Below are 12,327 nucleotides of genomic sequence, written 5' to 3'. Positions count from 1 at the left end.
TCCCATCCCCACCTGTCTTCGCTCCGCGTGGCAGGCCGATCCTAGCCTCGAGCTTTCACGAGGTGGGCTGCCCGTAGGCGATCAACCCCCACCGCTGGCCCTGGGCCAAGGTGATTAGGCTGGCGCGGTGACTGATGAGCAGGAGCGGGTCCAGCCGTCGGGAGTGTGGGCCACGGCGGTGGGGGTGGCCAGGGTGCGTGCGCTGGAGAGCGAGCGGGAGAACGCGCTGTTCCGCGACCCACTGGCGCAGGCCTTCGCCACCGCCGGCGGCCTGTGGCCCTCCTCGCCGCCGCTGCCCGGTGACGAGGCCGCGCGACGCCGCCGGCTGGCCGTGTCGTTCTCCATCGTCATCAGGACGAAGTTCCTCGACGACCTGTTGCAGCAGGCCTCCGCGTCCGGGGTCCGGCAGGTCGTGCTGCTCGGTGCCGGCATGGACAGCCGGGCCTTCCGGATGGACTGGCCCGAGGGCACCCGGCTGTTCGAGGTCGACACCGCCGCGCCACTGGACTTCAAGGCTTCGGTGCTGCGCCGGGAGCGGGCCGTCGCACGCTGCGAGCGGATCACCGTCGCGGTGGATCTGCGTGAGGACTGGCCAGGCGCGCTCACCGCCGCAGGGCACGACCCGGCCGTGCCGACCGTGTGGATCGCCGAAGGACTGCTGATCTATCTGCCCGAGGACGCGGTGGAGCTGCTGCTGGCCCGGATCAGCGCGCAGTCGGCGGCAGGCAGTCGGATGGGGCTGACGTTGGGCTCGCGCGGCGTGATCGAGCGCTTCGGCGCGGACGCCGCGCCGGGATCGGCGGCGTCCATGTGGGTCTCGGAGATGCCCGACGACCCGGTGGACTGGCTGGCCGGGCACGGCTGGGAGGCCGGCAGCCACACCCTGCGCGAGCGTGCTGCCGCCTACGGCCGCCCGATCAGCACCCCGCCGCAGCGCGAGGAGCGGCCCGGCGGACTGATCTCGGCGGTCCGCCGGTAGAGCGCCTTCAGGTTCCCTGACGACCGACGGACCGTCACGACGTCACCGAGGTGGGCGACGGAGGGCGGCTCGCCCTCACCGCGCATGGGGCAGTGGAATCAGGCGGCTCCCGGCAGTTGTGGCACTAGCACCCGTTCCGTGGTCCACCGGGTCGGCGTGCGCTCGCCTTCATCTCCATTGGAGATGACCGGCATCGTGATTCATCTCGCGCATCGAGGAAGCATCCGAACCGTGCCGACGCTGGAGCATGCAGCCGAGCAGCCAAAAGCCGCTCGGCCACCGTCCAGCCCACCGGGACCGCCTCGGCGGTTCCCGTTACGAAGGGGTTCCGTGACCGCTTCCCCCGCTCCCCAGTCCCCGCAGGGGCCCACGCCCGCCGCGTCCGCCCACAGCGTGCCGGGATGGCTGGTGGGGCTGCTCGCCGTGGCGTCGGGCATGTCCATCGCCAACCTGTACTACGCCCAGCCGCTGCTGTCCTCGCTCAGCCGGGTCTTCCACGTCGACACGGCCACGGCCGGCGCGCTGATCACCGTGACGCAGATCGGCTTCGTGGCCGGCATGCTCTTCCTCGTGCCGCTCGGCGACCGGCTGGAGAAACGCCGGCTGGTCATCGCCCTGCTCATCGTCGCCACCGTCGCCCTCGCGGTGGCCGGTTTCGCGACGAGCTTCGCGATGCTGTTCGCCGCGTCGCTGGTCAGCGGTGCCTCGTCGGTGGTCGCCCAGATCCTCGTCCCGTTCGCCGCGAGCCTCGCGCCCGACCATTCCCGCGGCCGCATCGTCGGCCGCGTCATGAGCGGCCTGCTCGTCGGCATCCTGCTCTCCCGCACGGTCAGCAGCCTGGTCTCCGACCTCGCGGGCTGGCGCTACGTGTACCTGGGTTCCGCGGTCCTGATGGCCCTCCTCGCCCTGGCCCTGCGGGCGGCACTGCCGCAGCAGGCCCCCACCACGTCGCTCGCCTACCGCCAGGTGCTGCGCTCCACGTCCCGGCTGGTGCGCACCCACCCCGCGCTGCTGCGCCGGGGGCTGTACCAGGCGGCGATGTACGCCGCGTTCAGCGCCTTCTGGACCACCGTCTCCTTCCTCCTCACCGGGCCGCGGTTCCACTACTCGCCGATCGGCGTCGGGGTGTTCGCGCTCGTGGGCGTCGCCGGTGCCGCGGTGGCACCGCTGGCCGGCCGCTGGGCGGACCGCGAGCTCGTGCGTCCCGTGACGGGGATCGCCCTTGCCGTGGCTGCGCCGGCCTTCGCCCTGGCGGGATTCGGGCAGCACCGGATCGTCCTGATCGCCCTTGCCGGGATCCTGATCGACATGGCCGTGCAGACCACCCTCGTCCTCGGCCAGCACACGATCTACCAACTCGACGCCGGCGCCCGGTCACGGCTCAACAGCGCCTTCATGGCCGTCTTCTTCGCGGGTGGCGCACTCGGCTCCCAGCTCGGGTCGCTCGCCTACCACGCCGGCGGCTGGACGGCGGTGAGCGTCCTCGGTGCCGCCCTGCCGCTGATCTCCCTCGCCTACTGGGCGACCGAGCGCCGCCCCGGCCGCAAGGACACCGCGGCCACGACCGCGGCGGCCGTGATCCGGTGACGCCCCTGGCCGGCTGGCCCCGACGTGCTCATCCCGCCGTCTCCGCCGCCGTCCGGGGGGTGATGTGCCGCAGCAGCGCCTCGACCGCGGGCGACATGTCTCCCCGGCGGCGGACCACCATGACCTTCCAGGCGGGGGCGTGCTGCACGAACCGGCGTACGGAGAGGTCCGGGAACCGGGCCGCGATCGACGCCGGCATGATGCACACCCCGAGGTCGTGCCGGACCAGCTCGGACGCCGCCACGATGTCGTTGACCTCGAACACCGTGGACCGCTCCACTGCGGCGGCCCGGAAGGCCCGGTCCACCGAGTAGCGAATGGCCCAGCCGGGCAGGAAGTCCACGAAGGGCATGCCGGAGATCTCGTCGAGGCGCACCAGGTCGTCCTCGGCGAAGGTGCGCGTCGGCGAGGACACCAGCAGCATCTCCTCTCGCGACAGCAGACGGGTCACCAGCCCCCGTTGCTGCTGCCGGTCGAGCGCCACCACGCCGAGGTCCACCGTGCCCTCGCTCAGCGCCTGCCGGACGTTGGCCACCGGTGCCTGCTGCAGACGTACGCTCACCCCGGGGTGCTCCGCGCGCAGCCCCGCCAGGGCACGGTGCAGCCCGGCCCAGACGCCCTGCATGATGGCGACCGTCACGCGTCCGCGCACCTCACCCCGTACGGCGTCGACCACCGCTCGCGCCTCCTCGGCCGCGCGGAGCGCCGCACGGGCGGCGGGCACGAACGCCTCCCCCGCCGGGGTCAGCGACACGCGGTGCGTGGTCCGGTCGAACAAGGCGCTGCCCAGTTCCTTCTCCAGCGCCCGCACCGTGCCGGACACCGCGGACTGCACCACGTGCAGCCGCTGCGCCGCCGCCGTGAACCCGCCCTCCTCGGCGACCGCGACCACCACTTCCATCTGCCGCAGATCCATGCGAACCGCCGCCGTCCCTTTCCCGTGGCCCGAACCAGGCGGTCATCTCCACCGGTGATGACCCACGCCGTCCAGCATCGCATCCGGTGACCGGAGCGCACGGCGACGTCACGGCCGTCCCGGTCGCCGCGAGCACGGCACTCACCGCGAAGCGGCCGATCCACAGGGTGACCGGCTACGGGGAATCGCCCCTCCGGGAACAGCATCGCCTCACGTGAAGTTGCACAAACCACCACATAGCAGCACGGACGGCACCCACTCCGAGGCGAATGCCCATGCGAGCGGAGCAACACATCGTGACACCGGACGCGGACATCGCCTTCTGGGACGAAGGGGACGGCGAGGCGGTACTGCTCGTCCACGCCTCCTTCGGCGCCGACTGGTTCGCACCGCTCGCCGGGCTGCTCCCCGGCTTGCGGGTCGTACGCACCCATCGCGCCGGGTACGGCCGGAGCCGGGACCTGAGCGGTCGGCTGGGCGTCACCGACCATGCCCGGCACCTCGCGGAGGTGCTCCGCGCCCGGGGGATCGGGCCGGCGCACGTGGTCGGCCACTCGACCGGCGGCACCATCACCCTGCAACTGGCCGCCGCGCACCCGGAGCTCGTCTGGTCGATGGTGCTGCTGGAACCGGCGTTCCCGTACGCCCCCGACGAGCCGGAGAGCGACGCCATGCGCCGGGCCGTCGCCGCCGCGGAGGAGGGCGACCTGGCGCGGGCCTACGGCTTCTTCCCCGGGAGCGTGTGCGCCCCCGGCTACCTGGACGTCATGACCCGCGCGCTCGGCACGGAGGGCTTCAGGAAGTCGGTGTTCAGCGGCAGGTACTTCTTCGAGCACGAGCGAGCGGCGTTCGCCGCGTGGGACGCCGACGCCGCCGGCCTCGAAGACCTGCCGCAGCCGGTGCTCCTGGTGGCGGGCGGCGAGGGGGAGCGCCTCAACAGCCCCTACCGGGCGCGGAACCGCGCGCTGGCCGGGCGGCTCGCCCGGGCCCGGCAGGTGACGCTGCCGGGCGTCAGCCACGCGATGCCCCTGGAGGACCCCTCCCTCGTCGCGTGGACCGTCCTCGACTTCATCCGGCGTCACCCCGTCGAGGCGGCGCATCGGCCGTCGGGGTGACGCTCCGCCCGCGTGACGCGTCGCAGTGGCGACAGCGCGACGGCGGGCGCTTGCATCAGCACATGGCGACCGTACCCATCCCGCTGCGCACCCCGTTCACCGACCTCGTCGGCTGCGACGTGCCGATCCAGCTGGCCGGCATGGGCTGGGTGAGCGGGCTGGACCTCGCCGACGCGGTGTCCGCGGCGGGGGCGCTCGGCATGGTGGGCTACCCGATGGTGCCACCGCCCGTGCTCACCGACCTGCTCGACGCGGTGCGGCGGCGCACCTCCCGCCCGGTGGGGGTCAACTTCATCCTGCCGCTGCTCGAGGACGAGGCGTGCGTCGACGTCGCCGCGGAGCGGATGCCGGTCGTCGAGTTCTTCTACGCGGATCCCGTACCCCGCCTGGTCACCCGTGCCAAGCGCGGCGGGGCGCTGGCCGCCTGGCAGGTGGGTTCGGTCGAGGAGGCCCGGGCCGCGGCCGACGCGGGGTGCGACTTCGTCGTCGTCCAGGGCAGGGAGGCGGGCGGTCACGTGCGCGGGGTAAGGCCCCTGCTCCCGCTCCTCGACGAGGTCCTCGACGCGGTCGACGTCCCCGTCGTCGCGGCGGGCGGCATCGGCACCGCGCGGTCCCTCGCCGCGGTGCTGGCCGCCGGGGCGCACGCGGCCCGTATCGGCACGCGGTTCGTCGCCACGCACGAGTCCGACGCGCACCCGCGGTACAAGGAGGCCCTGATCAGGGCGGGCGCCGGCGACACCGTACTGACGACGCAGTTCTCGACCGGATGGCCGGACGCGCCGCACCGCGTCCTGTCGGAGTGCGTCGAGCGCGCACGCGCCCTGGACACCGACATCGCCGGCGAGGCGGTGCTGGGCGGCGTGCCCGTACCCGTCCCGGCGTCCAGCCCGGTCTGCCCGCTCCGGACCACGACCGGGCACCTGGACGCGATGGCCCTCTACGCGGGCGAGGCGGTCGGCACGGTCTCCCGCATCGAGTCGGCCCTCGACGTCGTCCGCGAACTCGCCGACGGGGCCGCCCGACTGCTGTGCAAGGCGTCCGGCGGCATCGGCAAGGAGTCCGCCTGAGCACCCGTACGATGCGTGCGTGCGCTACTTGGCGGAGTCCTTCGCTGTCGGGGCCTTGGGACGGGGCCGTTCGGTGGAACAGTTCCTCGGGCCGATCGGTGCGCCCGAGCGCCCTGGCGTCAGGGTCGTCGAGGTCCGGCCGACGAAAGCGGCGTACGAGGTCCACGTCCACGACCTCGAGGACGTCGGGCACGAGACCTTCATGGACCTGGTCGAGTTTCCGCCGCTCGACCCGGAAGCAGAGGAGGAGGCGTTCGGCCGCCTCGTCGGCACCGCCGACGATCCGCTGGCCGCGCTGGTGATCGCTGAGGAGCGGACGGGAGCGCTGCGGGAGCGCTGGGTCAACCAAGGCATCGTGGAGGACGAGTACCGGGACTTCGTGGAGGCGGGCCGGCCCACGGTCACCCGCCCGGACGGGGAGACGTGGCCCGCCGTCAGCCGCTGACGGGCCCGGCCCGGCCGGGCCCGCTTCACCGCCTCACTGTCAGACCCGTGCACCAAGATGCGGCACATGACGACAGTGATCGCTGCCCCGCTGATGTCCCGTGAGGACTACCGCTCCGCCGTCGACACGGCCCTGCAGGCGTGCGCCGCCTACTACGCCGACGGGACGAGCCCGCTGGACGACGCCGCGTACGACCTGCTGGCCGGCCGCATCCGCGACTACGAGCTGGAGCATCCCGAGGACGTCCGGGAGGACTCCCCCACGGGCAAGGTGGGCGGTGGTGCCGCCCCGGCGGGCGATGTCGCCCACACCGTTCCCATGTTGTCCCTCGACAATGTGTTCAGCCCCGAGGAACTGGTGAAGTGGGACGCGTCCGTGGCCCGCCGTCTGGGGGCGCCGGTTCAGGGCGGCTACGTCACCGAGCCCAAGCTGGACGGCGCGGCCATCGCCGCCCGGTACGTGGACGGGCGCCTGACACAACTCGTCACCCGGGGCGACGGCACCTCCGGCGAGGACGTCTCCCACGCGATCGGGTCGATCGTGGGCCTGCCCCTGGAGCTGAACACGCCGTCCACCTTCGAGGTGCGCGGGGAAGTCCTGCTCACCCGGGAGCAGTTCGCGGCGGCCAACGCCATCCGCACGGCCCACGGGGCGAAGGTCTTCTCCAACCCGCGCAACGGCACGGCCGGGACGCTGCGCGCCAAGGACCGCCCCTACGTGATCGAGACGACCTTCTACGCGTACGGCGTGGTCGGCCTGCCCGGTGACACGCACACCGAGATGATGGACGCGGTCGCCGCCGCCGGGGTGCAGACCACGGCCGCGACGCCGGCCGGGCCGCGTGTCTGCGGCACGGTGGAGGAGGTGCAGCGCCGCGTCGACGAGATCGCCGGGCTGCGCGCGGAGCTGCCGTTCGGCATCGACGGCGTCGTCATCAAGGCCGACGCGGTCGCCGAGCAGGAGAAGGCCGGGTTCGCCACCCGCCACCCGCACTGGGCGACGGCGTACAAACTCGCCGCCGCCGTCCGGCAGTCGAAGCTCCTCGCGGTGGAGTGGAACGTCGGACGCACCGGCATCATCGCGCCGCGGGCCGTGCTGGAGCCGGTCGAGGTCGACGGCAGCGTCGTCCGGTACGCGACGCTGCACAACCCGAAGTTCATCCGCGACAGCGGCATGATGATCGGGGACACCGTCATGGTGTGGAAGGCCGGCGACATCATCCCCCGCATCGAGGCACCCGTGGTGGAACTGCGCACGGGCGACGAGACACCCGTGGTGTTCCCCGAGTCGTGCCCGACGTGCGGCGGCGAGATCGACACCTCCGGCGAACGGTGGGAGTGCGCGGGCGGCACCGGCGGCGGATGCGGGCTGCTCGCCGCGCTGCGGTACGCCGTGGGCCGCGACCAGCTCGACATCGACGGTCTCGGGGTCACCTACCTGGAGGCCCTCGTCGACGGCGGCGCGGTCGCCGACGTGGCCGACCTGTTCGGCCTCACGCGCGGGCAACTGGTCGAGGCGACCCGCAGCGAGAAGCGCGCCGACACCGTGGTGGCGCAGATCGAGGCGGCAAGGGCCAAGCCCCTCAACCGGGTGTTCTGCGCGCTCGGTATCGTCCGCACCGGCCGTACGCTGTCGCGGGAGATCGCCCGTCACTTCGGCACGATGGACGCGATACGCGCTGCCGACGCCGACGCCCTGGCCGCGGTGCACAAGCTTCCGGCGGCCAACGCCCCCAAGATCGCGGCCCACATCGCGGCCATGGGACCCGTCATCGACAAGCTCGTCGCCGCGGGCGTCACCATGACCGAGCCCGTGGCGCCGGTCGCCGCCGCCACACCTGGCGAGGCGAAGCCCCTGGACGGTCAGGTCGTCGTCATCACGGGCGGCATGAACGGGCCCCTCGCCGGCAGGAACCGCAACGAGATGAACGAGCTCGTCAGCAACGCCGGCGGCAGCTCCTCCGGCAGCGTGTCGAAGAAGACCACCATCCTCGTCGCGGGCCAGGGGGCGGGGTCCAAGCTCGCCAAGGCGCAGGAACTGGGCACGAGAGTGCTCACCGAGCAGGAGTTCGCCGACCTGGTCGCCGACCACCTCGCCTAGGGATCCGGGGTGCCCGCCATGGACGAGGGGATCGCCGGCCCGCGTCAGCCGAGGCGGGTGAGCTTCGAGCCGATCGACGGCGACGACAGGTGGCGGCCGAGGGCGACGGGCACTTCGACGGCGCTGTCCTCGTCCCCGACGGTGAGGGTGCCGATGGGGGCGCCGGCCGGCGCCGCGTGCGGGACGCCGTTCTTGGGGGCGTGCAGGGAGAGCCGGACCTTCAGTCCGCTCCAGCCGATCGCCCGGACGTCCTCGGCCGCCATGACCTCGGTGCGGCCGCCGAGGCCGTCGTCCACGTAGCCGACGACCTCACCCTTCCTGAGCACCGTGTCCGAGGCGAGGGCGCCCAGCGCGGCCTGGAGGAGGGTGTTGCTGCGGCCCAGCACCGTGTCGAGGATGTCGGCCTTGTGCTGCCCCAGCATCGCTCCGATGACGAGCTGCTGCGTACCGCCGAACTCACGGACCGCCGCGAAGAGGAGGTTGCCGCCCGCCTTGGTGCTGCTGCCGGTCTTGATGCCGACGACGCCGCCGGAGCCGACGAGCTGGTTGACGTTCCTCTGGACGTCACCGTTCAGGTCCGTGTACCGGGTCTTGGCGGCGAGTTCCGCGAAGACCTCGTCCTTCATCGCCGCGTGCGCCAGCTTGACCTGGTCGCTCGCGGTGCTGACGGTGGTCGCCTCCAGGCCGCTCGGGTCGGTGTACGTCGTGTCGTCCATCCCGAGTTCCCTGGCGGCGGCGTTCATCTTCCTCACGAACGCCTCCTCCGTCCCCGCGTCCCAACGGGCGAGCAGGCGGGCGATGTTGTTGGCCGAGGGCAGCATGACGGCCTCCAGCGCCTCGTACTCGCTGAGCTTCTGCCCGGCGGTGACCTTGACGACGGACTCCCCCTCCGTCTGCCCGCTGCCGAACTGGTCCTCGGCCTTGCGGTCGACCTCGACGGTCTTGCCCTCGCCGCCGTCCCCGATCGGGTGGTCGCGCAGGATGACGTAGGCCGTCATCACCTTCGCGACGCTCGCGATCGGCACCGGCCGCTGCACGCCGAACGTGCCGATCCGGCCCAGCCCTTCGGCTTCCAGGACCGCTTGGCCCTCGGCGGGCCACGGCAGCGACGGTCCGTCGCCGCCGAACGTGTACGAGGGCGCCGCGGTCAGCTTCAGCGCGGGCGCCGGCAGCGGGCGCAGCGCCTGAACCACGCAGAAGACCAGCGCCAGCAGCACGACCACCGGAAGCCAGAGCCTCACCGGGCTCACGGGGGTGCGCTCCTCCGCGGCCGCCGGTGGCGGAGGAGGGGGTGGCGGAGGAGGGTTCGTCAGCTCGTCCAGCAGCGTCCGGCGCTCGCCGCTGAGCACGGAGGGCTCCGCCGCACCGTTCGTCTCGTCCGGGTCCGCCGTCTGCCCCGACGACTCCTGCTGATCCGCCCCGCCGGGAGACTCGCCCGCCACGCCGACCTCCTCCACGACACTCCGCTGCCGAACCCCAGTTTCCGGACCGTGGCGGCCACGGCATCATGAGCGCCGCCAAAGGAGTGCCCGCCCTTCCGGTGGTGACGGCAACCCGGGCGATATACGTTCGAAGAGGTGCGTTCGAAGAGGTGCGTTCGAAGAGGTCGAGGAGGCAGGACGGACGGCCACGGGCTGCCGTGGCGGGCCGTGAGTGCGCGCCCCAGCCCCAAGACCGCACGCCGGGAAGGTGCCTCCATGAAGGTCCAAGGGTCCGTCGCCCTCGTCACCGGAGCCAACCGCGGGCTCGGTGAGCAGTTCGTGCGGGCGCTCTTCGAGGCCGGGGCGGCCAAGGTCTACGCGGGAGCCCGCGACCCCGCGAAGGTCGGCGTCCCCGGCGCCGTCCCGATCGCGGTGGACATCACCGACCAGGAGTCGGTCCGTGCCGCGGCCGAGCAGGCCGGGGACGTGACGTTCCTGATCAACAACGCGGGCTCGACGACCCGCGCGAACGTCCTCACCGCCGACCTCGACGCGTTCCGTACGGAATTCGAGACGCACGTCCTCGGCACACTCGCCATGAGCAGGGCGTTCGCCCCGGTCCTCGGGCGCAACGGGGGCGGCGCGATCGTCAACGTGCTCTCCGTGCTGTCCTGGGTCTCCATCCCGCGCACCGCCGGGTACGCCGCCGCCAAGTCCGCCGAATGGTCGATCACCAACGCCCTGCGGGTGGCGCTCGCCGAGCAGGGCACGCAGGTCACCGCGCTCCACGTCAGCTACCTCGCGACGGAGATGGCCGCGGCCGTGAGCGGTCCGAAGGCCGATCCCGCCGCGGTGGCCCGCGCCACCCTCGACGGCGTGGAGGCCGGAGCGGACGAGGTGCTCGCCGACGACGTCACCCGGCAGGTCCAGGCGGCCCTGCCCGGCGGCCCCGGCACGCTGTACCCGCAGCTGCGCGGCGGCGAGCCGCTGGTCTGACCCCCACACGACGGGACGGACGGCTACGGCAACCGGAGGTGCCCATGACGGGCAGCAAGGCGCACCACGACCCCCCTGACCTCGCCGGCCAGACCGTCGTGGTGATCGGGGCCAGCGCGGGCATCGGCTTCGAGACCGCGCGCCGCGTACGGGCCGGTGGCGGCGAGGTGGTGCTGGTCGGACGCGACCCCGAGCGGCTGCGGCAGGCCGCGGACGAGCTCCGGCCCCTGAGCACGGCGGCCTTCGACGCCACCGACACCGACCGTCTCAAGGAGTTCTTCCAGGGCCTGCCCGGCACGGTCGACCACGTGCTGCTCACGGCCGGCAGCCCCTTCTACATGCCGCTCGCCGACATGGACCTCGGGGAGGCACGCCGCCACTTCAGCGAACGTCTGGCCATGACCTTAGCGGTGGCGCTCTACAGCGCCGACAAGGTCCGCCCCGGCGGCACGCTGCTGTTCATCGGCGGCACCGGCGGCCGGCGTCCCGGCGTCGGCCTGGCCGTGACCTCCGCGCTCACCGCAGCCCTTCCCGCCCTCACCGCGAACCTGGCGCTCGAGCTGGCGCCGATCCGCGTGAACCTCGTCGCCGCCGGCTTCGTGGACACCTCCCTGTCGGCGTCGCTCCTGGGTGACCAACTCGAGGCCCGGCGCGAGGAACTGCGCGCCAAGCTGCCCATCCGGCGGGTCGTCGGCCCGGCGGACGTCGCCGCCCTGGCCACCCACATCATGTGCAACGACGCGCTCACCGGCGGGACGTACGACATCGACGGCGGCCAGAACCTCATCGCGCACTGACTCCAGGAGGCTGGCTGTCATGATCACATGGTTCATCACCGGCGCGGCCCGTGGATTCGGCCTGGAGGTCGCACGTCAGGCGCTGGAACGCGGTGACCGCGTCGTGGCGACGGCACGCGACCCCCGGGACGTGGAGAAGGCGCTCTCCGCGTACGGCGACCGGGTGCTCGCGGTCGCGCTGGACGTGACCGACGAGCCGCAGGCCCGTGCGGCGGTCGACGCGGCCGTGTACGCCTTCGGCAGGATCGACGTCCTGGTCAACAACGCGGGCCGCGGTGTCCTGGGAGCGGTCGAGGAGACCTCCGACGCGGCGTTCCGGTCGGTGTACGAGACGAACGTCTTCGGTCTGGCCAACCTTACCCGCGCCGTCCTCCCGGTGATGCGCCGGCAGCGGTCGGGCCGCATCCTCAACCTCAGTTCCATCGGCGGTTTCCGAGGCGCGCCCGGCTTCGGCGTCTACTGCTCCACCAAGTTCGCGGTGGAGGGGCTCTCCGAAGCCCTCCACGACGAACTGGCCCCGCTGGGCATCCACGTCGTCATCGTCGAACCGGGCTATTTCCGCACCGACTTCCTCGACGCGTCCAGCCTGCACACCGAGGGTCAGGTGATCGCCGACTACGCCGCCACCGCGGGCGCGGTGCGCGACGCCGTCCCCGGCCTCAACCACGGCCAGCCGGGTGACCCGATCAAGGGCGCCCGGGCCATGATCGAGCTCGCCGACTCCGACCACCCCCCGATGCGGGCCCAATTGGGCAGCGACTGCGCCGCCGCGATGGACGGCAAGATCGTCCAGCTCCGCAAGGAGGCGGACACCTGGCGGGCCCTGGCCCTGTCCACCGACCACGACGACACCAAGTCCGCGGTCTGAGCCGTAGGTTGCGCTCCGTCGCCGCTTCGCGACGAT

Annotated in this window: 11 protein-coding genes; 9 read left to right on the top strand and 2 right to left on the bottom strand. The window is 72.7% G+C overall.

What is annotated here, in order from left to right; translation table 11 throughout:
• Positions 1-163 precede the first annotated feature (163 nt).
• Together OG937_37490 and OG937_37485 are read left to right on the top strand one after the other, a co-directional pair.
• Positions 164-979, top strand: coding sequence for a class I SAM-dependent methyltransferase (locus OG937_37490; GenBank protein ID WUD79010.1), 816 nt, complete (start codon positions 164-166; stop codon positions 977-979).
• Between the two features lie 330 nt (positions 980-1,309).
• Positions 1,310-2,566, top strand: coding sequence for an MFS transporter (locus OG937_37485; protein WUD76995.1), 1,257 nt, complete (start codon positions 1,310-1,312; stop codon positions 2,564-2,566).
• Positions 2,567-2,594: 28 nt separating this feature from the next.
• Here OG937_37485 and OG937_37480 read toward each other — a convergent pair whose 3' ends face one another.
• Positions 2,595-3,482 (bottom strand): LysR family transcriptional regulator, encoded by an 888-nt coding sequence (locus tag OG937_37480; protein WUD76994.1) that lies wholly within the window; start codon positions 3,480-3,482, stop codon positions 2,595-2,597.
• A 275-nt stretch (positions 3,483-3,757) separates the two neighbouring features.
• Between OG937_37480 and OG937_37475 the strand changes: the two genes are divergently transcribed.
• The 4 genes from OG937_37475 to ligA all read left to right on the top strand — a co-directional run bounded on the left by OG937_37475 (position 3,758) and on the right by ligA (position 8,209).
• Entirely contained in the window at positions 3,758-4,597 is an 840-nt protein-coding gene (locus OG937_37475) for an alpha/beta hydrolase (GenBank protein WUD76993.1), read from the top strand.
• Between the two features lie 62 nt (positions 4,598-4,659).
• A complete protein-coding gene (locus tag OG937_37470; protein WUD76992.1) occupies positions 4,660-5,664 on the top strand; it encodes a nitronate monooxygenase in 1,005 nt (334 codons plus the stop codon).
• Between the two features lie 19 nt (positions 5,665-5,683).
• A complete protein-coding gene (locus OG937_37465; protein ID WUD76991.1) occupies positions 5,684-6,109 on the top strand; it encodes a hypothetical protein in 426 nt (141 codons plus the stop codon).
• 66 nt (positions 6,110-6,175) lie between these two features.
• Positions 6,176-8,209 (top strand): NAD-dependent DNA ligase LigA, encoded by a 2,034-nt coding sequence (gene ligA / locus OG937_37460; protein WUD76990.1) that lies wholly within the window; start codon positions 6,176-6,178, stop codon positions 8,207-8,209.
• A gap of 44 nt (positions 8,210-8,253) precedes the next feature.
• On the opposite strand, the gene OG937_37455 is transcribed toward ligA, so the two are convergent.
• Positions 8,254-9,651: a D-alanyl-D-alanine carboxypeptidase gene (locus OG937_37455; protein WUD76989.1), complete on the bottom strand. Its 1,398-nt coding sequence runs from the start codon at positions 9,649-9,651 to the stop codon at positions 8,254-8,256.
• Between the two features lie 255 nt (positions 9,652-9,906).
• On the opposite strand from OG937_37455, the gene OG937_37450 reads away from it, so the two are divergent.
• The 3 genes from OG937_37450 to OG937_37440 are packed head-to-tail and all read left to right on the top strand — an operon-like array spanning position 9,907 to position 12,291.
• Positions 9,907-10,626 carry an SDR family oxidoreductase gene (locus OG937_37450; GenBank protein WUD76988.1) on the top strand — a complete coding sequence of 240 codons (720 nt, stop codon included), beginning with the start codon at positions 9,907-9,909 and terminating at the stop codon, positions 10,624-10,626.
• 44 nt (positions 10,627-10,670) lie between these two features.
• A complete protein-coding gene (locus tag OG937_37445) occupies positions 10,671-11,423 on the top strand; it encodes an SDR family oxidoreductase (GenBank protein ID WUD76987.1) in 753 nt (250 codons plus the stop codon).
• Between the two features lie 19 nt (positions 11,424-11,442).
• Entirely contained in the window at positions 11,443-12,291 is an 849-nt protein-coding gene (locus OG937_37440) for an oxidoreductase (GenBank protein WUD76986.1), read from the top strand.
• The last annotated feature ends 36 nt before the right edge of the window (positions 12,292-12,327 follow it).

Origin of the sequence: Streptomyces sp. NBC_00510, assembly GCA_036013505.1 — a bacterium.
GTDB lineage: Bacteria > Actinomycetota > Actinomycetes > Streptomycetales > Streptomycetaceae > Actinacidiphila.
Note: the sequence above shows the minus strand (reverse complement) of the source record. Positions and strands in the feature narration are given on the sequence as shown.